General features: G+C 38.9%; 26 protein-coding genes. 20 read left to right on the top strand and 6 right to left on the bottom strand.

The genetic code is table 11. From position 1 onward, the window contains the following. The first annotated feature begins 23 nt into the window (after positions 1-23). Entirely contained in the window at positions 24-944 is a 921-nt protein-coding gene (locus I6F45_RS07125; protein ID WP_101217798.1) for a 2-hydroxyacid dehydrogenase, read from the top strand. A 97-nt stretch (positions 945-1,041) separates the two neighbouring features. Next, positions 1,042-1,188, top strand: a complete 147-nt coding sequence (locus I6F45_RS07120; RefSeq protein WP_010555113.1) for a hypothetical protein — start codon at positions 1,042-1,044, stop codon at positions 1,186-1,188. Between the two features lie 204 nt (positions 1,189-1,392). Here I6F45_RS07120 and I6F45_RS07115 read toward each other — a convergent pair whose 3' ends face one another. Further along, positions 1,393-1,638 carry a hypothetical protein gene (locus I6F45_RS07115; RefSeq protein WP_002958222.1) on the bottom strand — a complete coding sequence of 82 codons (246 nt, stop codon included), beginning with the start codon at positions 1,636-1,638 and terminating at the stop codon, positions 1,393-1,395. A gap of 106 nt (positions 1,639-1,744) precedes the next feature. Then, positions 1,745-2,188 (bottom strand): hypothetical protein, encoded by a 444-nt coding sequence (locus I6F45_RS07110; protein ID WP_101217800.1) that lies wholly within the window; start codon positions 2,186-2,188, stop codon positions 1,745-1,747. A gap of 113 nt (positions 2,189-2,301) precedes the next feature. Here I6F45_RS07110 and I6F45_RS07105 point away from each other — a divergent pair, with 113 nt between their 5' ends. Then, positions 2,302-2,685 carry a response regulator gene (locus I6F45_RS07105; RefSeq protein WP_002958224.1) on the top strand — a complete coding sequence of 128 codons (384 nt, stop codon included), beginning with the start codon at positions 2,302-2,304 and terminating at the stop codon, positions 2,683-2,685. A gap of 75 nt (positions 2,686-2,760) precedes the next feature. Here I6F45_RS07105 and rpsT read toward each other — a convergent pair whose 3' ends face one another. After that, positions 2,761-3,021 carry a 30S ribosomal protein S20 gene (gene rpsT, locus I6F45_RS07100; RefSeq protein ID WP_002958225.1) on the bottom strand — a complete coding sequence of 87 codons (261 nt, stop codon included), beginning with the start codon at positions 3,019-3,021 and terminating at the stop codon, positions 2,761-2,763. Positions 3,022-3,316: 295 nt separating this feature from the next. Between rpsT and murJ the strand changes: the two genes are divergently transcribed. From murJ to I6F45_RS07035, 13 genes are all read left to right on the top strand, one after another. Next, on the top strand, positions 3,317-4,855 hold the full coding sequence (gene murJ, locus I6F45_RS07095) for a murein biosynthesis integral membrane protein MurJ (RefSeq protein ID WP_374703123.1): 1,539 nt from the start codon (positions 3,317-3,319) through the stop codon (positions 4,853-4,855). An 84-nt stretch (positions 4,856-4,939) separates the two neighbouring features. Next, on the top strand, positions 4,940-5,890 hold the full coding sequence (gene ribF, locus I6F45_RS07090) for a bifunctional riboflavin kinase/FAD synthetase (protein ID WP_007581368.1): 951 nt from the start codon (positions 4,940-4,942) through the stop codon (positions 5,888-5,890). Between the two features lie 5 nt (positions 5,891-5,895). Then, the gene (ileS, locus tag I6F45_RS07085) at positions 5,896-8,724 is read left to right on the top strand and encodes an isoleucine--tRNA ligase (RefSeq protein WP_197119130.1); all 2,829 of its coding nucleotides are present in this window, start codon (positions 5,896-5,898) and stop codon (positions 8,722-8,724) included. A gap of 12 nt (positions 8,725-8,736) precedes the next feature. Beyond that, complete coding sequence (lspA, locus tag I6F45_RS07080) at positions 8,737-9,237, top strand: signal peptidase II (RefSeq protein WP_007376920.1); 501 nt, start codon at positions 8,737-8,739, stop codon at positions 9,235-9,237. Further along, positions 9,234-9,674, top strand: a complete 441-nt coding sequence (fkpB, locus tag I6F45_RS07075) for an FKBP-type peptidyl-prolyl cis-trans isomerase (protein ID WP_002958231.1) — start codon at positions 9,234-9,236, stop codon at positions 9,672-9,674. The genes lspA and fkpB overlap by 4 nt, the downstream gene beginning before the upstream one ends. Beyond that, positions 9,674-10,603, top strand: a complete 930-nt coding sequence (gene ispH / locus I6F45_RS07070; RefSeq protein ID WP_007581370.1) for a 4-hydroxy-3-methylbut-2-enyl diphosphate reductase — start codon at positions 9,674-9,676, stop codon at positions 10,601-10,603. The genes fkpB and ispH overlap by 1 nt, the downstream gene beginning before the upstream one ends. A gap of 39 nt (positions 10,604-10,642) precedes the next feature. Beyond that, a complete protein-coding gene (locus I6F45_RS07065; RefSeq protein WP_197160070.1) occupies positions 10,643-11,677 on the top strand; it encodes a sensor histidine kinase in 1,035 nt (344 codons plus the stop codon). Next, positions 11,674-12,375 (top strand): LytR/AlgR family response regulator transcription factor, encoded by a 702-nt coding sequence (locus I6F45_RS07060; RefSeq protein ID WP_024607278.1) that lies wholly within the window; start codon positions 11,674-11,676, stop codon positions 12,373-12,375. The genes I6F45_RS07065 and I6F45_RS07060 overlap by 4 nt, the downstream gene beginning before the upstream one ends. A gap of 183 nt (positions 12,376-12,558) precedes the next feature. Further along, a complete protein-coding gene (gene pilV / locus I6F45_RS07055) occupies positions 12,559-13,119 on the top strand; it encodes a type IV pilus modification protein PilV (RefSeq protein ID WP_101164149.1) in 561 nt (186 codons plus the stop codon). Between the two features lies 1 nt (position 13,120). Further along, positions 13,121-14,116: a PilW family protein gene (locus tag I6F45_RS07050; RefSeq protein WP_007581375.1), complete on the top strand. Its 996-nt coding sequence runs from the start codon at positions 13,121-13,123 to the stop codon at positions 14,114-14,116. Further along, positions 14,104-14,607 (top strand): hypothetical protein, encoded by a 504-nt coding sequence (locus I6F45_RS07045; RefSeq protein WP_024589418.1) that lies wholly within the window; start codon positions 14,104-14,106, stop codon positions 14,605-14,607. Before I6F45_RS07050 ends, I6F45_RS07045 begins: the two co-directional genes overlap by 13 nt. 1 nt (position 14,608) lies before the next feature. Continuing rightward, a complete protein-coding gene (locus I6F45_RS07040; RefSeq protein WP_165740230.1) occupies positions 14,609-17,845 on the top strand; it encodes a pilus assembly protein in 3,237 nt (1,078 codons plus the stop codon). A gap of 9 nt (positions 17,846-17,854) precedes the next feature. Then, complete coding sequence (locus I6F45_RS07035; protein WP_024589416.1) at positions 17,855-18,271, top strand: type IV pilin protein; 417 nt, start codon at positions 17,855-17,857, stop codon at positions 18,269-18,271. Positions 18,272-18,277: 6 nt separating this feature from the next. Here the strand turns inward: I6F45_RS07035 and I6F45_RS07030 are convergent, their stop codons facing one another. Further along, a complete protein-coding gene (locus I6F45_RS07030; protein WP_165729057.1) occupies positions 18,278-18,808 on the bottom strand; it encodes a GspH/FimT family pseudopilin in 531 nt (176 codons plus the stop codon). A gap of 79 nt (positions 18,809-18,887) precedes the next feature. Next, the gene (locus I6F45_RS07025) at positions 18,888-19,439 is read right to left on the bottom strand and encodes a GspH/FimT family pseudopilin (protein ID WP_197160068.1); all 552 of its coding nucleotides are present in this window, start codon (positions 19,437-19,439) and stop codon (positions 18,888-18,890) included. Between the two features lie 160 nt (positions 19,440-19,599). Here I6F45_RS07025 and glnB point away from each other — a divergent pair, with 160 nt between their 5' ends. Continuing rightward, positions 19,600-19,938 carry a nitrogen regulatory protein P-II gene (glnB, locus tag I6F45_RS07020; protein WP_197160066.1) on the top strand — a complete coding sequence of 113 codons (339 nt, stop codon included), beginning with the start codon at positions 19,600-19,602 and terminating at the stop codon, positions 19,936-19,938. 64 nt (positions 19,939-20,002) lie between these two features. On the opposite strand, the gene I6F45_RS07015 is transcribed toward glnB, so the two are convergent. Continuing rightward, positions 20,003-20,767 carry an outer membrane protein assembly factor BamD gene (locus tag I6F45_RS07015; RefSeq protein ID WP_024598438.1) on the bottom strand — a complete coding sequence of 255 codons (765 nt, stop codon included), beginning with the start codon at positions 20,765-20,767 and terminating at the stop codon, positions 20,003-20,005. Between the two features lie 141 nt (positions 20,768-20,908). Here I6F45_RS07015 and rluD point away from each other — a divergent pair, with 141 nt between their 5' ends. From rluD to clpB, 3 genes are all read left to right on the top strand, one after another. Continuing rightward, positions 20,909-21,886: a 23S rRNA pseudouridine(1911/1915/1917) synthase RluD gene (gene rluD, locus I6F45_RS07010; RefSeq protein WP_007581384.1), complete on the top strand. Its 978-nt coding sequence runs from the start codon at positions 20,909-20,911 to the stop codon at positions 21,884-21,886. Beyond that, complete coding sequence (pgeF, locus tag I6F45_RS07005; protein WP_197160061.1) at positions 21,886-22,617, top strand: peptidoglycan editing factor PgeF; 732 nt, start codon at positions 21,886-21,888, stop codon at positions 22,615-22,617. Before rluD ends, pgeF begins: the two co-directional genes overlap by 1 nt. A gap of 96 nt (positions 22,618-22,713) precedes the next feature. Next, entirely contained in the window at positions 22,714-25,290 is a 2,577-nt protein-coding gene (gene clpB, locus I6F45_RS07000; protein WP_197160053.1) for an ATP-dependent chaperone ClpB, read from the top strand. The last annotated feature ends 56 nt before the right edge of the window (positions 25,291-25,346 follow it).

Raw genomic sequence — 25,346 nt, 5'->3', positions numbered from 1 at the left:
ACTGTGTATTGTTAGGAGAATTTATGTCGGTATTGGTTGCTATAACTGGGCGTGACAACACAAAACTAATAACGAAGTTACAAGAGCGATTACCAAATACGCTGATAGAGCAATGGCCTGATTGCAAAAACGCACATGATGTGGATTTTGTACTTGCGTGGAAAGCGCCAGAATCTATGTGGCCACAGCTACCTAACTTAAAGGCTGTGTCGTCATTTGGTGCTGGCGTAGACAGTATCGATTTAACATTACTCGACGAAAGTGTTGAAGTAGTACGTATTGTTGACATGCAACTAGCTGAAGATATGGCGGAATATGTACTGACACATGTGTTAGCTCAAAAGTTACGTTTAAAAGAGTATTACATTAAACAAACACAGCAAACATGGAAGCCAAAGCGGGCGCATAGTAATAAACATGTCGGCATACTTGGGTTTGGTGAATTAGGTAAAGCATGCGCGCAAAAGCTTATAAATAATGGCTTTAAGGTAAGTGCCTGGGCGCAAAGTAATAAAAACGCGACTAATGTCGAAATTTTTTATGGCGAGGAAGGCCTCAATAGTATGCTTTCTGATGTTGACTACCTTGTATGTCTATTACCCCTTACGCAAGCAACGACAGGCATTATTAATCACTCAATGCTCGCAAAGCTACCTAAACATGCTGTTGTTATTAATGTGGCACGCGGTGCTCATGTTGTTCAGCAAGACTTACTAAGTGCATTAAATAACGATAGCTTACGCGCAGCTACACTCGACGTATTTGATCAAGAACCTTTAGCGTCGAATCACCCTTACTGGGGAAACCCCAAAATAACGCTTACACCACATTGCGCGGCGATTTCTGATTTAAATAGTGTTATAGAGCAAATAGCCGATAATATTGAATGCTTGAATAAGGGGTTAGTACTTAATAATCCAATAGATAGAACTAAAGGTTATTAGCTGATAGCTAATTAGTTTAAAAAACAGCTTGTTAACATTTGTAATTTTCATTAGTGTAAAAGGTATTCTCACTAATAAAAAATACAAAGAGGGTGTTATGAAATCGAGTCAAAGTGGCGTTAAATTAAGCCTAGTTATTATTTCAATTATTATACTTGGTGTTTCAGCTTGGTTTAATCAGGCTAATGCCGAGGATACTCCTTCTAAAATACAAACCCAAAGCGAGTTAACAATAGCGGACTAACCTACTTACTATGTATTCCTCTTTTTTCGTGTTTCTTCTCGTGACTCTTTTTAGCAGTATACAAGCATTATTTTCACAGTAGTGCTTGTGTGCCCCTGAAGCTCTAATTTTCATCTTGATTGAAAGTGCTTTTTAATATTTTTAAATTCTTAACAAAAAAAAGCCCAGTAATGCTGGGCTATTAAATATTCTAGGGAAAAGTTGTTAACTTTGGGTTACATTAAATTGCCCAAATGTATAAACTTTAAACAAGTAAAAAGTATTGATCAACACTAAACTCATATTTGAAATAACACTCGACGACATAAGATCTAAGCTAAATGATAAGAATAATAAACCACACGCACTAATGGCGGCAACGCGCAGCAGTGTTATCTGGTTAATAAAGAATGCACCTAAACCTAGTGCAAGTAGTGTAGTATTTAAAAGCCAATCTAGCTCGTTTAGCATGGTCGTTTCAATAGTTCAGTTGTTGAAAAAAGGAGCGCCATTATGTTGATCTTTTGCGCACCTTTCAACCAAGTAATTTTAAATTTTCAGATTAGTTTTTTTAATGCTAAAAGTAGCTACCGATTGCTGAAAATAAACCATTATCAGCAATTACTTGATACTTTTGGCAGCTCTGCGGTTTTTGTAAGTCACTGCATAAATAAAGGGACTCACGGCTAGAATCATAGGTGGGGTGTAGGTTTGAATCAATTAAAGTAGCCCCCTTGCCAAAGAATCCGGGCCAGTAAACACTCTCACTTACCATCCCTAATTTTTTATAGGTGAGTAAGGTAGGTTTTGGAAAAGCTAAAATTATTACAGCAACGACAGCGAGTGATATAAACAGTCCTTTTTTTTGCGTTGTTTTTTGGCTTATATCATTCTTTGCACTGGAATTTAACTCGCCAGGTGAAGGGCGCTGAGTAGAACGCTGAGGTTTTCTTTTTTGCGCTGTTTTTTTTCTTGCCGGTGCTTTACCTAGCAACGATTGTTTATTTGGGGTTTTAGACATAAAGCAAATCTGGCCTTTTTTCCGTAGGTCTCTATAATTAAATGAGTAAATTTATATACTAAGCTAATTATTATGATAACTTAAAGTTAGCTTATAGCCTACGAGGAATAAAGATGAATACGCAGCTATCAATTTTAATTGTAGATGACGTTAGCACAGTGCGTAGTTTTTTGAGCCAAACGCTCATGCACTTAGGGATAGATAACGTAAAGGAAGCATCTACTGCCTCACAATGTATTAGTGAGTGCCAAGCTGCAAATTATAATATCATTTTTTTAGACATTGAATTGCCAGACGGTGATGGTAAAGATTTGATTGCACAAATCAATGAATTAAGCCCAGAGACAAATGTGGTTATGGTATCTGCACATTCAGGTATTGAGAATGTTAAGGATGCAATTGATAAAGGCGCTAAAGGGTTTGTAGTAAAGCCATTTACACCTAAAAAAATAGCGGCAATGCTTAAGAAGTTTTATCCAGATTTAGAAAATGTCTAATAAAGTAAGTACATTTAAAATTTAAACAAAAAAAAACCGGCAAAAGCCGGTTTTTTATATTCTATCAAAAACAAATTATAGAGCTTTAATCTTAGCTGCTATACGGCTCTTATGACGAGCTGCTTTGTTTTTGTGAATTAGACCCTTAGTTGCGTAACGGTCTAGGATAGGTGTAGCAACAGAAAAAGCTTGCTGTGCAGCTTCTTTATCGCCCGCTTCAATAGCAACAATTACTTTTTTGAAGTAAGTGCGCATCATTGAACGACGGCTTGCGTTGTGCTGACGGTTTTTTTCGCTTGTGATAGCGCGTTTTTTTGCAGACTTGATGTTAGCCAAGGTTTGCTCCTAACAATCTTAAAATAAAGCTTAAATTAAAGGCCGTGGAATATGCCTGTTTCTATCATGGATGTCAATTTAAATTTAACAATCCAAGAAAAACTGCACCATATAACGAGCATCAATTTGCCGCTTTAGCAGTTAATACCGACATTGTAACAAAGCACAGACCCCCAGCCTAGTGCTTTAAAGCGATTTATAAAAAAGACTGTGGCATAATCGCTTATCTTGAGGATTTTTGAGTAGGTTTAAGGTGTCAAAAGGTTTATTTCGCTCCGGTATGATTGTTAGTTGTATGACTATGATATCGCGTATTTTAGGGCTCGTTCGAGATGCTGTTGTTGCCAATTTATTAGGCGCAAGTGCGGCGGCTGATGTTTTTTTATTTGCTAACCGTATTCCTAATTTTTTACGTCGTTTATTTGCAGAAGGTGCCTTCGCACAAGCATTTGTACCTGTGCTGAGTGAAATTAAAGAAAAGCAAGGCGACGACAAGGTCAGACTTTTTGTTGCACAAGCAGCAGGCACATTAGGAACCATTTTACTGATTGTCACTATTATAGGTGTTGTTGCTTCACCCGTTATTGCAGCATTGTTTGGCACCGGTTGGTTTATAGATTGGTGGCAGGGCGGACCCAATGCCGAAAAGTTTGAACTTGCAAGTTCATTACTTAAATTTACATTCCCTTATTTGTTTTTTGTAAGCTTAGTTGCGCTTAGTGGTGCGGTAATGAACGTGTATAACCGTTTTGCTGTTGCTGCATTTACACCTGTTTTACTCAATGTTTCTATCATTACATGTGCAATTTTTTTACATGATAAATTTAGTGTTGGGGCTTATTCACTCGCAATTGGCGTATTTATTGGTGGCGTTGTGCAGTTATTGTTTCAACTTCCATTTTTATACCGTGCAAAAATGTTGGCGCGTCCACGCTGGGCATGGCAAGACGAAAACGTAAAAAAAGTACGTAAACTTATGCTTCCTGCTTTGTTTGGTGTATCTATTAGCCAAATTAATTTGTTGCTTGATACCATGATTGCTTCATTACTGATGACAGGCTCGATTGCATGGCTTTATTATTCAGACCGTTTAATTGAATTTCCATTGGGCTTATTTGGTATTGGTATTGCGACAGTTATTTTACCGGCGCTCTCTAGGTTACATAGCAGTAAAAAAAGTAGTGACTTTCAGCATACCCTCGACTGGGGAGTGCGTTTTGTTATATTTTTAGGCCTGCCAGCAATGATAGGTCTAATGATCATCAGCCCGCTTATTATCACCGTATTGTTCGACCATGGTGCGTTTAAAGAAGACAGTGTTGATCATGTTAAAGCAGTAAGTTTAGGCGTAGTCGCATATTCAGTAGGGCTTGTAAGCTTTATGCTGATTAAAGTACTTGCTCCTGGCTTTTATGCTCGTCAAGACACTAAAACGCCGGTGCGTATTGGTATTATTACCTTGGTACTGAATATGGTATTTAATATTATGTTGGCTCCTTTCATTGGTTATTTAGGGTTAGCACTCGCTACTTCGCTATCGGCTAGTTGTAATGCATTTTTGCTGTATAGGCAGCTTAAAAAAGAAAATGTGTATCAGTTTTCATCAATGAGTATGCGCTTTACACTTAAATGTGTTGTTGCAAGTATGGTTATGGGAGCTGTTACATGGTTTGTGAGCAGTTACTATTACTGGGCTACATGGGCTTTTACACAGCAGGTAGTCTTATTAATAGCACTCGTGGCTTTGGCAGGTATTAGTTACTTTGCAATGCTATTTTTGATGGGCGTTAGACTAAATACGATAAAAAGTGTAGCAATTACTGAATCAAACTAAAAAAAAGATTATAATCGGCAACTCTGCGGCTTTAATTAATTTTTAGTCGTAATTAATAGCTCGCTAAACAAGGCATTAGGTGGCATGGAGTTAATTAGAGGTATACACAATATTCGCCCACACCACTTTGGTTGTGTGTTAACTATTGGTAATTTTGACGGTGTTCATTTAGGCCACGCAGAAGTACTAAAAGGCTTACTTACTGATGCTAAAGCGCATAGTTTGTCTAGCACTGTAATGCTATTTGAACCCCAGCCACAAGAATTTTTTGCTAAAAACAATGCCCCAGCACGGCTAACGCGCTTACGAGATAAGCTACGTTTGCTTAGTGATTTAGGTATTGAGCGAGTTATTTGCATTAGCTTTAATCAGCAATTTGCAAACATGCATGCTGAGCAATTTGTTAATGATATTTTGATTAAAAAGTTAGGTGTTAAAGCTCTCACTGTTGGCGATGATTTTAAGTTTGGAAAGCAGCGCCAAGGTAACTTTGACTTACTTGCTAGCATGGGCAAGCAAGCGGGCATGGACGTAAAAAGCACCGCGAGTTTTCGTCAATTAAATGCTAGAGTAAGCAGCACTTTAATACGAGATGCTTTAGCATCTGGCGACTTAGCAAGTGCTAAAATAATGCTTGGTCACGATTATGCTATTTCTGGGCGTGTTATACACGGCTGGAAAAGAGGACGTGAACTCGGTTTTAGAACGGCAAATATTGCCCTAAAACGCCAAGTATGTCCTGTCAACGGGGTGTTTGCAGTGCAAGCAACGATTGCAGGAAAACAGATTTTTGGAGTTGCAAATGTAGGCAATAAGCCGACATTTAATGGAACTCGTGCATTATTAGAAGTTCACCTTTTTGATTTTGCACAGGATATTTACGGACAATTTATGCATGTGGAGTTAATAAAAAAACTTCGCAATGAAAAAAAATTCGAGACATTAACACAATTAACGGCGCAAATAGCAACTGATGTTGCTGCCGCTAAGCAGTGTTTTGGTTTAAATCAGGTAGCCGATAGAGACGGAATGTAGGATAAATGAGCGACTATAAACATACTTTGAACTTACCGGAAACACCGTTTCCAATGCGTGGCAATTTGGCACAACGTGAACCAAAAATGCTTAAAGCATGGTATGAAGACGACCTGTACGGTCAAATTCGCAGCGCTAAGAAAGGTAAAAAGACCTTTATTTTGCATGACGGCCCTCCGTATGCAAATGGCGATATCCATTTAGGCCACTCAGTTAATAAAATATTAAAAGACATTATTGTTAAGTCTAAAACATTATCTGACTTTGATTCACCATTAGTCCCAGGTTGGGATTGTCATGGTTTACCAATTGAATTAATGGTTGAGAAAAAAGTAGGCAAGCCGGGCGTAAAAGTAACCGCGAGCGAGTTTCGTGAAAAATGCCGTGCATACGCTAAAAAACAAGTTGAAGGTCAAAAAGTTGATTTTAAACGTTTAGGCGTATTTGCAGATTGGGATAAGCCTTACTTAACAATGAACTTTGACTTTGAAGCGAATGCAATTCGTGTACTTGGTCGTATTATTGAAAAGGGTCATTTGCATAAAGGTGCTAAGCCTGTTCATTGGTGTACAGATTGTGGTTCTGCATTAGCAGAGGCTGAAGTTGAGTACCAAGACAAGCAATCACCAGCGATTGATGTACGTTTTACATTTGTTGATCAAGATGCTGTTGTTAGTGCATTTGATTTGGCTGATGGTCATAAAGGTGAAGGCAGTGTTGGTACTGTTATTTGGACAACAACACCGTGGACGCTTCCAGCAAACCGCGCAGTAGCTGTGCATGCCGATTTAGAATATGCATTGGTGCAGGTTGAAGATGAAGGCGTACAACAACGTCTAATTTTAGGCTCTGAGCTTGTTAAAGATGCAATGGACCGCTTTGGTTTTAATCACTTCCACGTATTAGGTTATGTAAAAGGTGCTGCACTTGAAAACTTACAAGTAGCCCATCCTTTTTATGATTTTAATGTACCCGTGATTGTTGCAGAACACGTAACGACTGACTCAGGTACCGGTGTTGTACATACAGCACCAGGGCATGGTCAAGAAGATTTCGTGGCTGGTTTAAATTACAACCTTGAAGTAGCTAACCCTGTTGGCGCTAATGGCGTTTATTTACCAGATACTGAACTTTTTGCAGGTCAGCATGTATTTAAAGCAAATGCGAGCGTAATTGAAGTATTAAAAGAGCACGGTGCATTAATGCATCATCATGCTATAACTCATAGTTACCCACATTGTTGGCGCCATAAAACACCGATTATTTTCCGTGCTACACCACAATGGTTTGTAAGTATGGATCAGGCTAACTTGCGTGAAGATTCTTTAAAAGAAATTAAAAACACGCAGTGGTTGCCAGAGTGGGGCGAAAGCCGTATTTCGAACATGGTTGAAAGCCGCCCAGATTGGTGTATATCTCGCCAACGTACTTGGGGTGTGCCAATTGCATTGTTTGCAGATAAAGATACCGGTGCACTTCATCCAAATACTCAAGAGCTAATTGAGCAAGCTGCACAGCTAGTTGAAAAGTCTGGTATTCAGGCATGGTACGATTTAGACCCTGCTACATTACTTGGTGAAGAAGATGCCAAGCAATACATGAAAGTACAAGATACGCTTGATGTATGGTTTGACTCAGGTGTTTCACATGCATGTGTTGTAGACGCACGTGAAGACCTAGTTGGTCCAGCTGATTTATACCTTGAAGGTTCTGATCAACACCGTGGTTGGTTTATGTCATCAATGATGACATCAGTGGCTATTAATGGTCATGCGCCATACCGCCAAGTATTGACTCATGGTTTTACCGTTGATGAAAACGGCCGCAAGATGTCTAAGTCGCTAGGCAATGTTATTTCTCCACAAAATGTGATGAATAAACTAGGTGCCGACATTCTACGTTTATGGGTTGCCTCTACCGATTACACGGCAGAAATGACTGTGTCGGATGAAATATTTAAGCGCTCTGCCGATCGCTACCGCCGTATTCGTAACACTAGCCGTTACTTACTAGCTAACCTAAATGGTTTTGATCCAAAAACTGATCAAGTTGCTGTTGATGATATGGTTGAGCTTGATAAGTGGATTGTTGGTCGTGCTGCTCAGTTGCAAGACGAAATTTTAGCCGCATACGATAGCTACCAAATGCTATTAGTAACGCAAAAGCTAATGAACTTCTGTACGGGTGAGCTTGGTTCGTTCTATTTAGACGTCATTAAAGATCGTCAGTACACAGCTAAAAGTGACAGCCATGCACGTCGTTCTTGTCAAACAGCGCTTTATCATATTGCAGAAGCAATGACGCGCTGGATGGCACCTATTATGAGCTTTACCGCACAAGAAATTTGGGAAGCTTTACCGGGTGAGCGTAGTAACTACGTATTTACATCTGTTTGGTATGATGGCTTACAAGCGCCAACAAATAGCCAATTTAGTAACGATGACTGGTTAGAAATTCTAACAGTACGCGACGAAGTAAACCGTTTATTAGAAGCTGCACGTAAAGAAGAAGTCATTGGTGCAACGCTTCAAGCAACAGTTAATTTATTTACGGGTAAAGAGCTTGCCGCTAAATTAAATGCGCTTGGTGATGAACTGCGTTTTGTATTATTAACATCGGCCGTAAATGTTTCTGAAGTTGATAGTCAGCCAGCTGATACACAAGCTACCGAAATTGAAGGTTTATTCATTAGTGTTGCTGCAACAGATGCTGCTAAATGTGAGCGTTGTTGGCATTACAGTGAAGATGTAGGTGTTAACCCTGCTCATCCTGAAATTTGTGGTCGTTGTGTAAGTAATGTTGACGGCGAAGGCGAAAAGCGTCAATTCGCTTAGGAGTTATTCTTAGTGAGCAAACTAGCCCAAAAAAGTGGTTTAGTGTGGCTTTGGTTGAGTCTATTACTATTAGTAATAGACTTTGCCAGTAAAACACTTGTTGTAGGGACTATGGCTTATCAAGAGTCGATAAACTTACTCCCTGTTTTTAGTATTACTTATGTGCATAACTATGGTGCTGCTTATAGCTTTTTAAGTGAAGCGGGTGGTTGGCAGCGTTGGTTTTTAAGTGCGATTGCCATTGCTATTAGTGCTTTACTTGTGTGGTGGCTAAAACGCTTACCTGCAACAAACAAAGTACTATGCGGTGCTTATGCACTGGTACTTGCAGGCGCTATTGGTAATTTATACGATCGTATTGCGTATGGTTATGTAATCGACTTTATTCACGTATTTTATAAAGACTCACATTTTCCTGTATTTAATATTGCTGATTGCGCTATTTGTATTGGCGCAGCATTATTGTTATTTGATGCCTTTACCGGCGAGAGTCCGAAGGAGCATAAAGCATGAGCCAAGCTGTAATTGGTGAAAACTCGCAAGTTATTTTCCATTTTTCTATTAAATTAGAAGATGGCTCTGCCGCTGATTCTACCAAGGTGCACAACAAACCTGCTAAATTAACAATGGGCGATGGCAGCTTAACGGCAAACTTCGAAAAGTGTTTATTAGGTTTAACTGCAGGCGAAAGTAAAACGTTTGAATTAGAACCTGAAGATGCGTTTGGTCAGCCAAATCCAGATAATATTTACTACGTTGACCGTAGTAAATTTGGCCCAGAAACACCAGCCAAAGTAGGTGCAATTATTGCGTTTACTCAACCTGACGGTACTGAGCTTCCTGGATTAGTTCGCGAAGTGCAAGGTGAGTCGGTAACGATTGATTTTAATCACCCTTTATCTGGCCAACGTTTAACGTTTGAAGTTGATATTATTGAGGTGGAAGGTTAATGGAAATATTACTAGCTAATCCACGCGGCTTTTGCGCTGGTGTTGACCGTGCTATTAGTATTGTTGAGCGCGCCCTAGATATTTTTGAAAAGCCAATTTATGTGCGCCACGAAGTAGTACATAACCGCTATGTGGTTGATGGATTAAAAAGTCGTGGTGCGGTATTTGTTGAAGAGCTTGATCAAGTACCTGACGACAGCATTGTTATTTTTAGTGCACATGGTGTTTCGCAAGCTGTTCGCAGTGAAGCAAAACGTCGTGATTTAAAAGTATTTGATGCAACGTGTCCGCTTGTAACTAAAGTACATATGGAAGTTACACGTGCGAGTCGTAAAGGTATTGAGTGTATTTTAATTGGACACCATGGCCACCCTGAAGTAGAGGGAACAATGGGACAATATGATAACTCAGCCGGTGGCATTTATCTTGTTGAAACCGTTGATGATGTTGTTGCGCTTAATGTAAAAAATGCTGAAAATCTTTTTTATTGCAGCCAAACAACACTCTCAGTTGATGACACAGCAGATGTTATTGATGCACTACGCAATAAGTTTCCATCAATTGACGGACCTCGTAAAGATGACATTTGTTATGCAACGCAAAATCGTCAAGACGCTGTTCGTGACTTAGCTGATAAAGTTGATGTGCTATTAGTTGTTGGCGCTAAAAATAGCTCTAACTCTAATCGCTTACGTGAACTTGCAGATAAAATGGGCACAGTTGCTTATTTAATTGATGACGCAACTGATGTACAAGAGCAGTGGGTTTCAGGCTCTAAATCAGTTGGCGTAACTGCGGGAGCATCTGCGCCAGAAGTACTTGTACAACAAGTAATAAGCCGATTAAAAGAGCTTGGTGGCACACAGGTTGTTGAGAACCCAGGTGAAGTAGAAAATATAGTATTTGCTGTTCCTGTAGAGCTACGTTAATTTAAATATATTAAACATTTAGATTAAAGGAGAGTCGTTATGAGCAAGTCACTTCAAAATGATGGTTTGCTTTTTTCGGCTCTTTTTAATGAGCGAGGCGTATTAGCCACGCTTATTGTTTCTCAAGTTATTGCTATTGTTTTAGCTTTTGCACCTAATGTAGAAGGAGATATTTGGCTACGACTTGGGATCATTAGTTTGTTTATGCATTTAATTGTTTTAGTCGGTACTTCTTCTTTATACTTTTGTAGATTTTTCTTACAAAAACGTACTCAAACTTTTCAATTAAGTCTATTTTTTGTCTTTTTTTTATTATCTACCTGTATTTTTAGTATTTTATTTTCTCATTTTGCTTTTGATATAGATGATACAAATAACCTAATTTATTTCACACTTCGCAATTGCATTATAGTGGCTTTACTGGCGGCTTTATTCGTCCAGTTTTTATTAATTCATTTTGAAAAAGAGCAGCAAACTAAAGCTCTTTCTCGTGCTGAGCTTGATGCCCTACAAGCTAGAATACGTCCTCATTTTTTATATAATAGTTTAAACACTGCTGCAGAACTTACTCATCATGATGCCGATGCGGCAGAACAGGCTATTTTAGCATTAGCCGCATTATCGCAGGCTGCAATGCACTCGGGGAAGAATGTATCTCTTGAAGATGAAATAACGCTGAGTAAGCAATATATCGCACTTGAAACGTGGCGTTTTGGTAATCGCTTAAGAGTTGATTGGCAAATACCTAATGAACTACCCGCATTGAGTATTCCTTGCTTAACCCTGCAGCCATTAATTGAAAATGCGGTATGCCACGGCGTTGAAACAAGTGAGCATGGTGCAGAAATAAAAGTAGAGCTACATATCACTACCGGCTATATAACCATGATTGTTTCTAACCCTATAACAATTTCTAATGCTCAAACTAGGCCTAATAACGGAATGGCGCTTGAAAATATTCGCCAGCGATTAAATATTTATTATAAAAATAAAGCGCAGCTAACAATTACTAATAAAAATGATGTGTTTAGGGTCAAGGTCGTTATCCCTAAGCTAATTGAGGGCAGTGTATGAATGTACTCATTGTTGATGATGAACCTCTTGCGAGATCTCGCTTAATCCGTTTGTTGGCACATGATAAAAGCATAGTTGTACAAGGTGAGGCAAGTAATGGTAAGGAAGCTCTAGTACTTGCTAAAAAGCAAACACCTGATTTGATTTTTTTAGATGTAGATATGCCTGGTATGAATGGTTTACAAGTTGCTAATGAGCTCAATAGTCTAACTCTACCTCCTGCTATTGTTTTTATAACTGCCCACCCTGAGCATGCCTTCGATGCTTTACAATTAAGCGCTGCAGGTTATTTAGTTAAACCTATTTCAGAGCAATCACTGCAGAAGGTACTTAAGCAAGTAGGCCGTTTAAATAAAGTACATATTCAAAAACAACAAAATGTAAAAGTATCTTATCAGTTAGCGGGTACTCTACGTAGTGTTGATATAAATGATGTTTTGTATTTTAGTGCCGAAGAAAAGTATACCAAAATGATATTCTCGGGTGGAGAAGCTTTACTGGAGCAAAGCCTAAAGCAATTAGAGCTGCAATATCCCGCATATGTTTTACGAATTCACCGCAATACTTTAGTGAATAAACAAAAAGTAATAGCCTTGCATTCAAAAGGGAATGGCAATCATATGATTGAGCTACAAGGGTGCAGTGAGTTATTGCCAGTGAGCCGCCGCGAGCTTAAATTAGTTAAAAATACGCTTTAGACTTATTTCGCAATTAAGTTGCCTCTGACTTAAATGCATTTACGCTTAATTACTACTGTTTTGTTGAATGAGCCGATTTAATTAACCGTTTATCAACAAATATAACCGCTTGTCTTAGTCCTCATTGATTCCTCAAATAAATAGCATAAACTTATAATCAGATAATTTTTATTTGGTTCTACTATGCAGTCATCTCAAACAAAAGTGCAAAGAGGCTTCACTCTAATTGAAGTGTTAATTGCATTTATTATTCTTAGTTTTGGCCTTCTAGGCGCAGTTGCCCTGCAAGCAAAAGCAAAGCAAGCAAGCTTTGATTCTATGCAGCGTGCTGCTGCAGTTGCACTTGGTAATGATATTGTGCAGCGTATCCGTGCTAACGATACCCCTCAAATAGCCGGGCTGTACACACAAACATTTGATAGTGAAACTGCTACGACAACCTCGCAGGCGTGCTTCACAAACACTTGTAGCGCAGCGCAAGTTGCGGCCTTAGATCTTGAGCAGTGGAAAAGGGCTATAAGAGCTCGAGAAAATACGGGGTCTTTAGATGGTGCTACCGTATGTATTGCACCTACAGTAGTTGCTGGCTCGGGTGGTAAGGCATTTAATTTAGAAGTAATTGTTTCGTGGCAAGGTCGACAAGAGTTTAATGCAAATGATGCTACTGGCGCAATAAAGTGTGGAACGGCTGACAAAAAGCGCCGCTTAGTTGTATTAACTAGTTACATTTACCTTAGGAGCTAACATGAAGCAAAAAGGTTTTACACTTGTAGAAATGATGATTTCATTATTTATTGGTGGATTAATACTAGGTGGCGTTATGTTCACCTATATAGGTATGAAAGTAACCACTAAAGATACGATGACTATTGGTGAACTTCAAGAATCAGGGCGCCTTGCAATTAACATAATGCAACGTGATATTGAACAAATTGGCTTTTGGGGAACTTATTATGACGATTCGTTCACTGCAGTAAATACAGATACACTAGCAAACCCTGGAACAGACTGCTTTGAAGGATTAAATAATGGGAGTTTTCCTGATTTTGCTACAGCTAGTAATTTTAGAACTATTTACGCAAAGGTTGCTGGAGAATCAAAAGAGCTTAACTGCCTAAATAATCCAATTAAAAGCACTGACATTATTCAATTAAAATTTTTACAAGGTAAGAGTTTAACAGTTAATACAGTAACTAATGAGACTCAGGCCGATGAAAACTACTTTGTAGCTGAGCAAGAGAAAGCTCAATTTTTCCGTGGAACGGTTAACGCTGCGACTCTTAATGTTAATGCAACCGTTTGGCCATACAGCCATCATGTTTATTATCTATCAGAACAAACTTATAAAGTTAATAATAAAAATTTAACTGTACCTGCATTAATGAGAAAGCGCCTGGTTGGTGGAAGCATCAACACAGAAACTATTATGGAAGGTGTTGAGAACATGCGGTTTGTTTTTGGTCTTGATACTAACAGTGATAATCGTGTAGATACCTACCGAAGTATTCAAGATATGAAGTATACAGATTGGGAAAATCGTAAAGGTATTTTAACTGTTCAGGTTTTTTTATTAATACGCGCATTACAACCAGACCCAGGAGTTAAAATTAAAAACCAAACTTATACATTAGGTGAGGATGAAGATAAGCGTGTATTAACATTTACCGATAATTTCAGACGTACTGTGTTTACTACTACTATTCGATTAAATAATGTTGGATCAAATTTATGGCGTATCTAAAACAATCACAAAAAAAACAGCAAGGTGTAGTTCTAATTACAGCTTTAATAATGGTTATTGCAGTGACCGGTATTGCTGTGACACTTATGAGCAGTAGTAGTATTGATATTAAAATTACCAATGCAGCACAAGAGCGCGAAGTGGCCGAGAATGAACTCATTGGTGAAGTGCAGCGCATGATCTCTGATGAGGCAAATCAAGGCGCTAATAATCAGTTCTTCCTGACTCCCGATGAAGTAACTGCAATCGCGGATGGTGATGACAAAGGTATGGTGATTGCAAATCATGCAGATATGCAAAGCAAAATGACTAACCTGAACAAGGGGGCGTTAGATTTAGAATGTCCTCGACGCTTTAATTTTACTGCAGGTATATCGTGCAATATGTTACAGGTTGCCACAACAATAGAATATGGATCTAAAAGTAAACATGAACTAACTATTGTTACAGGTATAGCACAAGAAATGGCCAGCGTAAGCAAGGGGATTTAAGATGAAATTTAAATTAAACAAAGTGTTAGCCTCTTTGCTTGGCTTAACAATAAGTATGTCGGTATTCGCTGAGGATATTGAGCTTTATGTAAATCATGATGTAGAGACAGACGAAAATCCAAGAGTGTTAATGATATTTGATACCTCTGGCAGTATGGATTGGAGCGTTATCAATGGTGATGATCAAGTCTGTTACACAAAGTATCAATATGAAGAGACAACTGGACGTGGCAGAAATCGTCAAACTGTTACATATGATGCTTACCAACAGGTTACATGCTTTGCAAGTAAGCCAGAATATAATGAATACAATGAGCAATGCTATATAGGTGTAAATGGCGTTGCAGTTGCAGATTGCCATGACCGAAGAATCGATGTAGCTAAAAATGCGATGACACAATTAGTCAATGATAATGATGATATTGATTTTGGTTTGATGCGATTTAAGGATAGTGCTGGAGGGTATGTAGTAGCTAAGGTTGGAGCTAATAAATCAAATATTTTACAAGACATTGATGATTTACCTGCCAGTGGTGGAACTCCAATAACAGAGACATTATGGGAGGCTTATCGCTATATAACAGGGCAAAACCTTGATTATGGTCGATTCTATAATGATCGAGATAAAAGTATCGATAACAATGTAACTTATAGATCACCTTTTGAGCAGAGTAATGGTGAACCATTACGCTGTGATAACTCAATTAATATTATTTTAATGACAGATGGTGATCCAACTAATGATGATGGAAGGGACGCTTCAATTGCAGCTGTCCATAACAACCTTTTTACTGATGCCATCCCTTTTGACAGTGGTCGCTATAGCGGAAGCTATTTAGTTGCTATGGCTAAAATATTACATGGTACCTCGGACACAAAAGTGGATTTATACACTCCAACAAGTGATGTATTAGATACAGGCCGTGTATACACAATAGGTTTTGGTACAGGAATGAGTCAAGGGGGAATTGCTCTACTAGACAAGGCGGCAAGTGTTGGTGGAGGGCAGTATATAGAAGCAAGAACTGCAGAAGCGCTTTCAGAAGCATTAAAAAATACTATTTCAAGAATTAGAGAAGTAAATGATAGTTTTTCATCGCCTTCAGTTGCGAGTAATAATGTAGATCAAACTCGTAGCCGGGATGCTGTTTATTTTGCCATGTTTTACCCTGAAACCGGTGCTCGCTGGCGTGGAAACTTAAAAAAACTGAAAGTATCAGGGAATCAAATTGTTGACTCAAAAGGATTGTCGGCACTTGATGAGAATGGTTTAATTGACGAAAATGCAGAAACATTTTGGTTGCCAAGTGGGGAGCCAGCAGATGGTAACTTAGTTGCACAAGGTGGTGTGAACCTTCATTTAACGACATTAGATTCAGATAGCCGTAATTTATACACTGACAATCAGGGATCTATAGTAAATTTTAATACCTCAGTTGTGAGTGATATTCTCAATTTAGTCGATAACAATCCGCTAAGCTTATCGAGTAATGATATCAAATGGGCAATGGGTATAGACGTTGATGATGAAGATGGCGATGGGTCTAAGGTTGACCAGCGCAAAGATATTTTTGGTGACCCTCTGCATTCTAAACCTGTTGCAATCGATTATGGTAATGATGATATTCGAGTTTTGATAGGAACTAATGCTGGCTTTTTACATATGTTTAAGGATTCAGATGATAGTGTAAGTGAAAGTTGGGCATTTATACCGTCTGCTTTATACAACATTATTGAACCTCTACGTGAAAATCAAGCCGATACGAAAGTATATGGTATGGATGGTCCTATTAGTATTTATTTTGATAATAAAAACTTAAATAGTGATGGTTTAAATGACGGTATTATTGATGCGAGTGGCGACGATAAAGTGTGGGCTTTTGCGGGGATGCGTCGCGGTGGTAAAAATTACTACGGACTTGATATAACAAACCCGAACATACCGAAAAAATTATGGGACGCTCCAATCGAAGGTGGTAAAGGTGATTTTAAAGAGCTTGCACAAACCTGGTCAAAGCCACAAATAGCCTACATTAAAGCATTTGGGGATAAACCCTTATTAGTTTTTGGTGCTGGTTATGATACTAATAAAGACGCAGCTATCCGTAGTGAAGATGGTACAGGGCGAGGTATCTATATTGTTGAAGCCGAAACAGGTAAAAGAGTATGGGCATTAACACCCGATATTAATGGCTTTAAAGGTAAGCATAGTATTGCTGCAGATATAACCACGCTTGACTCAGATTATGATGGATATATAGACCGAATTTATGCGGCAGATACAGGTGGAGATATTTGGCGTATAGATATGCCTGGTAGTAATACTAGTGAGTTTAGCCACTTTAAATTAGCTGAGCTTGGTAGTAATAAAGCAACTGAGGACCGACGCTTTTTCTATAAACCACTCGTAGCACGTACAATTTATAGTAAAGTAAGCGAGTCAACAGTTAATGGTAGTACCGTTATAACACGCTTAGATACACCGTATGATGCCATAGTTATCGGCAGTGGTAATCGCTCAAAACCAACCGGCACCAATGAAAAAGATCAATTGTTTATGATCAGAGATGAAAATACGGTTACTAAATCGTATAAAACGAATGCACCAGATACTATTGTGCCTGCTGATTTGATGCAAATGAATTCAGACCCATTTGGCAATGCTCTAGATGACGTTGATGATTTTGTTGACTTAGAAGTGGGCTTGGCTAAATTTAATGGCTGGAGATATGAGTTAGGAACGGGTGAAAAGTCGCTAGCTGCTGCTACAGTTGTTGGAGGTGTTGCCTATTTTACAAGCTTCACTCCTGCATCAGATACATCGACTGAAAATCAATGTTCGCTAAGTGGTGGTGGTGGTTCTTTATACGCTTTTCACTTACATTACGGTACTAAAGTGTATGACGACCTTAAATTTACAACCAGCTATGATGTACCAGACACACCTCAGTTATACTTTGGTGAAAGCCCTTCATGTGTAGATGGTAATGGCGATGGTAAATGTGATGACGACCCAACAGTTGACGTAATACAAGAAAGTCAGTTTTATTTAATTGGGCCTGGTATTAAAGGTGAAAATGCGGAAAATCCAATGAAACCTGTAGAAATAAAAGGTCCTGGTTTAACTGTTGTTGATGGTAAAGTTGTGTTGGTTAATGACAATGCAGTAGGGTTTGGCTTTAAAACCCAACAAACATATATCTATAAACGTGAAGAAAATGACGAAGTTAATAATTAAGGAAATTAGATGAAAAAACAACACGGGTTTACCTTAATTGAGCTGATGATAGCCGTTGCTATCGTCGGCATACTCGCTTCAATTGCGCTGCCTAACTATACTGAATATGTAAAGCGTGCTTCGCGCGCTGAAGCTGCTGCAGCATTGTTAGATGCTGCAAACAAGGAGGAGCAGTATTTTGTCGATAATAGGGAATATACAGAGACATTTACTGATTTAGGATTGCAAAGTAAGACCGAAAATGGCCATTTTGAGCTATCCATAAAGGTAGTCGATAGCAATACTTTCACTATTACAGCTAAGCCTATAGCCGGTGCTGTAAAGGGGGATAACGATTGTAAAGAGCTTACAATTACTGACACAGGCCTCAAAGGTGCAAAAGGAAGTAAAGGTAACTCTGATATTGATTATTGTTGGGGTCGATAGCCTAGATTACTTCTTCTGACACTTATCAGTTGATTTGATGCGAATTCTACCCGTTTGACTTACAGATAAAGCCAATCCTTCGAGATTGGCTTTATTGCTATTGGGGCAATATATAAAAGTCCCATTTTGAAAACCATTTAAAGAACCATCTGGACGAAATGTAATGGCGTTGCGCGGATACTCTAAAGTATCAGCATCATGGACATCCTCGAAAGTGCTTAAGAGTAACTCATCATCATCTAGAGTCGTTGATTTATCTTTATCGATAAATAGTGACATTTGACCATCCCACTCGTCCTTTGTACATTGACTGCCTTTTAGTGCGCAAAGCGTGACGTAAGTACCATTTTCAATTGCGTAAAGGCGGCCATAATTTATATTTCGATGTAGTAGATTCACATGGTTATCTAATCGGTTTTTAGCCAAGAAGTCTGGATAAAACCACATCGATAATTGACTGATTACAATGACAACAGCCATTGAAACCATTAATTCAAGAAGTGTCACTCCCTTGTTTTTTGATATTGATAATCTCATCCTTGAAGACCTGAGTTAATAAATGATTAACTAAGTCTAGTAAATGATACAAATATGACAAGATAGATTTGTATGTTTTTTAACCGCAAGTCTGAGCTGTATCACCAGTATAAAAAGATGTACCAGATTGAGATACTGTTAACGCTTTATTATTCTCACTACCGTTATTAGGACAAAACACAAAATCACCAGGGTTTGTTGTTATTCTCCCACTTGTGTTAAACCGTAATCGCCTATCGTTACCAGTATATTTTATTTTGTCATTAAGACTTATTTTTTCCATAACTCGTAGTAGGGAATCAGTAGAGCTGTCGTAATGACCGTTGTTATTTTTATCAATAAATACAATGATAGTTTTATTTCTATCCCATTTGTTTCGGCATTTTAAATAAGCGTCGTTGTTCTTAACTTCAGTATGTTGAGCAGCACAAATAACGACTATTTCATCTGTACTTGCTGCTTGAGAGCGAGCGTAGCTAATATTTCTTTTTAGTTCCAACAAGAAATTCTCAGCTCTATTTTCTTCTAACATATCGCTGCTATTCCAAATCGCAATTGATGCAATGATCCCAACAATAGCCACGGTTACCATGAGTTCTAAAAGAGTGAATCCGTTTTGTTTGTTTTTCATATTAATCTCATTTACTGCTAGTCATTTAAGTATAGCTATTTTTATATAATAAATTATACCATGATCGGTTGTTTTATCACCGTAATTCAATCGCTTTGTTTGCTATGAACATCATGATTGTCTAAAATCGAGGCAACTGGAGCTTTCAAAAGTAATCAATATGAAAAAAATAGAAGCAATTATCAAACCTTTTAAGTTAGACGATGTGCGTGAAGCGTTGTCGGATGTGGGTATTACTGGTATGACGGTAAGCGAAGTTAAAGGCTTCGGACGCCAAAAAGGTCATACAGAGCTTTACCGTGGTGCAGAATACATGGTTGATTTTTTACCGAAGGTTAAGCTTGATATTGTGCTAGGCGATGAAGATGTTGATCGCGCGATTGAAGTTATCGTAAAAACGGCGCAAACAGGAAAAATCGGTGACGGTAAAATATTTGTCACTGATGTTGAGCGCGTTATACGTATTCGTACTGCAGAGGAAGATGAAGAAGCTATTTAATGTAACTTCTTAACATGCAGTAAAAAGGCGCTTACTAAGCGCCTTTTTTGTTTATTTAGTTCTTTTATTTAGTTCTTTTATTTAGTCTTCGTGTTTGTTTTGCATGTTCACTAAGTTCAGTTAAACCTAATTGGTTGTAACTTTTTTCCATCATTTCAAGAGCTGGATCTAAGTAACTGCTTTGTGAATAATGCTCAACAACGAACTTACCTCTATTAGCAGCAGCTAAATAAGCTTCACGTTCGTAATAGTAAGTTGCAACTTTTAACTCATAACGTGCCATGCGGTTTAAAAGCCATACTAGACGGCGTTTCGCTTCAGGTGCGTAATCACTTTTTGGAAAGCGTTTTACTAGTGTCGATAAATCGGTAAATGCAACACGTGTACGGTTAGCATCACGATCGGCTCTATCTACACCAAAGTATTCTTGGAACGCATTTTTATCTGCTTTAATGTTTACTAAACCACGCATGTAATACATGTAATCTAGGTCTTTATGGTTTGGATTTAAGCGAATAAAGCGGTCAATGGTTGCAAGTGCTTGTTCAGTATTACCTGATTGGTAATGTGCATACACTAAGTCCATTTGTACTTGTTTAGAGAATGGGCCAAACGGGTAGCGAGAATCTATTGCACTCAAAAGTTCAATTGCGCGAGCATATAAACCAGAATCTAGTGTTTCTTTTGCATCTTCATATAAAGCGTGTGCAGACTTATTAGGCACACGTTGAATATCTTCTTGGTCTGGAGCAGACGAACAAGCACCTAAACTAAGTACAGAAACTGAAAAAACAATGGCAAATGCACGTTTCCCTATTTTATTTATCATTTTATTTGTTACCTTCGATGTCTTCGGCTAGGCCAAGTCGGTAAAACCGAGTAAACTATGCGTATTATATAATGCTTTTATTAAAAGCGATTCTAACCCAGTCGAGCAAAGCTTGCACTGGTAAATTGGGTAAAGTTACTAATGTCAGAGCAAATTTCTCTTCAAGCCGACGTTCCAACCGAATTAGGTGGTAAACGTCTAGACCAAGTATTAGCACAATTGTTCCCTGATTATTCACGTTCTCGTATAAAAACGTGGATATTGGATGATAAAATCACCGTAGACGGTGAAATATTCAACACTCCACGCGAAAAGCTACTAGGTGGTGAAGTTGTAAGTGTTGAAACAACAATTGAAGCACCACGCGAATACGAAGCACAAGATATCAAATTAAACATTGTTTATGAAGACGATGATATTTTGGTAATTAATAAACCAATGGGCCTAGTGGTTCACCCTGGTGCAGGTAATCCTAATGGAACAGTGCTAAACGCATTACTACATTACTACCCTGAAATAATTAACGTGCCACGCGCAGGTATTGTGCATCGTTTAGATAAAGACACGACCGGCTTAATGGTTGTAGCTAAAACGATTCCAGCACAAACGCATTTAGTGACAGCGCTGCAAAAGCGTGAAAACTTTACGCGTGAATATGAAGCACTGTGTAATGGCACTATGACCGCAGGTGGTATGGTTGAAAAAGCGATTGGCCGTCATCCGACTCAGCGTACTCATATGGCAGTACATGAACTGGGTAAACCGGCTATCACGCACTATCGTGTTGCTGAAAAATTCCGTGCTCATACACGCTTGCGCTTACGCTTAGAAACAGGGCGTACTCACCAGATTCGTGTGCACATGGCACATTTAAATCATCCACTAATAGGCGATCAATCTTACGGCGGCCGTCCGCGTCCACCTAAAGGTGCAACACCTGAATTGTTTGAGTTACTTCGTAGCTTTAGACGCCAAGCATTGCATGCTGTAAAATTGAGTATTGCGCATCCAATCACGGGTGAAATGATGACATGGCAAGCACCTATCCCAGATGATATGGTTGCTATGACACTTGCATTACGTGAAGATACTAAAGCTAATCCTGACATCGATAGATAATGCACTTATTGTCAGCGACGTGGCAAAACCTTCATAAAGTAGCAACGTTAAGTACTACTTGTGGAGGTGGTGTTTCAAAAGTCCCCTTTAAAAGTTTTAATTTGGGATACCATGTTGGTGATAATAAAAGTGATGTAGCAAAAAACCGCTCACTATTAACCGAACTCCTACCTAAACCTGCAGTGTGGCTAAATCAAGTTCATAGTTCTGATGTTGTTATTGTTGATGAACATTTTGATTTTGATGAGTTACATAATGCTGATGCGCTTTATACTCGGTTATTAAACCAACCTTTGGCTATAATGACCGCCGATTGCTTACCTATTTTATTAGTGAGTGATGATGAAAAAGAAATCGCAGCTATACATGGTGGCTGGCGAGGGCTCGAGCAGAGAATTATTAAAAACACATTAGAGTGTTTTAGTACAAAATATGAAAATATAAGTGCGTGGCTAGGGCCTGCAATTGGGCCAAACCAATTTGAAGTGGGCGCTGAAGTATTTGAGCAATTTAGAAAGAAATCCACTTCATTTACGCAAGCTTTTAAACTACAAGCAAATGATAAATATCTAGCTGACATTTATAGTATTGCTCGCATATTACTTATCCAGTCAGGGGTTAAAAATATTACGGGCGGCGACTATTGTACAGTCTCTCAAAGTGACTTGTTTTTTTCATATCGACGAGATAGACAAACTGGACGTATGGGAAGTTTGATCTGGCTCAAATAATTCACATCTTTCAACATTATATTTCCCTCCACACCTTGAACAAACACCTAAACAGACCCATTAATTAAGCAACTATATTATTTAATAGGTAATACCATGCGTTTAGATAGATTTACAAGTAAATTTCAATCTGCGCTTTCTGATGCGCAATCGTTAGCTCTTGGCCGTGATCATCAATTTATTGAACCAGTACATTTAATGTATTCATTGCTTAAGCAGAGCGGTTCTAGTGTGCGTGCATTACTTGCACAAACGGGTGTCAGTGCGGACGAACTTAATACTAAGCTTTCTCAAGAAATAGAAAAGTTATTTAAGGTTGAAGGCGTAGGCGGCGACGTGCAGCTATCAAATAATATGGCTTCACTTATTAACCTGTGCGACAAATACGCACAAAAACGCAAAGACAAATACATTTCAAGTGAGTTATTTGTACTCGCTGCATGCGACGATAAAGGTCCGCTTGGCGATATATTCAGATCGTTAAATATTACCGCAACTAAAATTGAAACCGCGATTAAAGCTATTCGTGGTGGTCAAAAGGTTGATGACCCAAATGCCGAAGAAACACGCCAAGCGCTTGAAAAATTCACAATTGATTTAACTGAGCGGGCTGAGCAAGGTAAGCTTGACCCGGTTATTGGTCGCGATGACGAAATTCGCCGTACGATTCAAGTATTACAACGCCGTACTAAAAATAACCCTGTGTTAATAGGTGAACCAGGTGTTGGTAAAACAGCAATCGCCGAGGGTTTAGCACAGCGTATTATTAATGGTGAAGTGCCTGAAGGATTAAAAAACAAACGCGTACTATCACTTGATTTAGGTGCGTTAGTTGCAGGTGCTAAATACCGTGGCGAATTTGAAGAGCGTTTAAAATCGGTATTAAACGAGTTGGCTAAAGAAGAAGGCCAAGTCATTTTATTTATTGATGAAATACATACTATTGTGGGTGCAGGTAAAAGTGACGGCGCAATGGATGCGGGCAATATGCTAAAACCAGCATTAGCGCGCGGAGAATTGCATTGCGTAGGTGCAACCACGCTTGATGAATATCGTAAATATATAGAAAAAGACGCAGCCCTTGAGCGTCGATTCCAAAAGGTACTTATTGAAGAGCCGTCGGTTGAAGATACCATCGCAATATTACGAGGCTTAAAAGAGCGTTACGAGCTACATCATTCAGTAGAAATAACTGATCCCGCTATTGTTGCTGCAGCTCAGTTATCTCATCGTTATATCAGCGATCGTCAGTTACCTGATAAGGCGATTGATTTAATAGACGAAGCGGGTTCTTCAATTCGATTACAAATTGATTCAAAACCAGAGTCGTTAGATAAGCTTGAACGCCGTATTATTCAATTAAAGCTAGAAGATAACGCGCTCGCTAAAGAAAAAGACGAAGCAAGTCTAAAACGCCGCAGTGAAATGCAAGAGCTAATCACAGATCTTGATGCACAATACCGCGAGTTGGACGAAATATGGAATGCTGAAAAAGCATCGCTTCAAGGCACGCAAGTAATTAAAGCTGAGCTTGAACAAGCAAGATTAGACTTAGACGTAGCGCGAAGAGCAAGCGACTTACAGCGCATGTCAGAGCTTCAATATGGGCGAATCCCAGAGCTTGAACGTAAACTCGATTTAGCCTCACAAGCCGAAATGCAAGAAATGACATTGCTTAAAAACCAAGTTGGTGAGGATGAAATTGCTGAAATACTCTCGCGTTGGACAGGTATTCCTGTGGCAAGAATGCTACAAGGTGAGCGTGAAAAGCTACTACAAATGGAAGATAAGCTACACAGCAAAGTAATAGGGCAAGATGAAGCGGTTGTGGCTGTTTCTAACGCAATACGCCGCTCACGTGCTGGGCTTGCAGATCCTAATCGTCCTATTGGTTCATTTTTGTTTTTAGGCCCAACAGGTGTGGGTAAAACAGAGCTGACAAAAGCACTCGCTGGTTTTATGTTTGATACCGAAGATGCCATGGTGCGTATCGACATGTCTGAGTTTATGGAAAAACATTCAGTTGCACGTTTAGTCGGGGCACCTCCAGGTTACGTGGGTTACGAAGAGGGCGGTTATTTAACCGAGGCAGTACGCCGTAAACCTTACTCAGTAATACTGCTTGATGAAATAGAAAAAGCACATCCTGATGTATTTAATATTCTACTGCAAGTATTAGATGATGGCCGGTTAACCGACGGGCAAGGTAGAACGGTTGATTTTAAAAATACCGTTATTATTATGACCTCTAATCTAGGCTCAGATATTATCCAAGAGCAAGCGGGTAATAATGACTACACGACCCTTAAAGCTAAAGTAATGGAAGTATTAATTAATGAGTTTAGGCCTGAGTTCATTAACCGTATAGACGAGACTGTTGTATTTCATCCGTTAGCTAACGAGCACATAAAAGAAATAGCTGATATTCAGTTAATGAAATTACGTGAGCGTTTAACTGAAATGGGATATTTACTTGAAATAAGCGATACGGCTCTTGAGCGAATTGCAGAAAGTGGTTTTGACCCTGTGTATGGTGCACGTCCACTTAAACGCGCTATTCAACAAACGATAGAAAACCCACTAGCACAAAAGCTACTTAATGGGGACTACATACCTGGTTGCGTTATTGTTATCGACGCAAATGACGAAGGCTTGGTATTTACTAAGCGTTAATTGTAAATAATTAAAGTCAAAAGCCGCTCATAAAGTAGCGGCTTTTTTATGTCTAC

The sequence above is a fragment of the Pseudoalteromonas sp. SWYJZ19 genome (assembly GCF_015864375.1).
Taxonomy (GTDB): domain Bacteria; phylum Pseudomonadota; class Gammaproteobacteria; order Enterobacterales; family Alteromonadaceae; genus Pseudoalteromonas; species Pseudoalteromonas arctica.
Note: the sequence above shows the minus strand (reverse complement) of the source record. Positions and strands in the feature narration are given on the sequence as shown.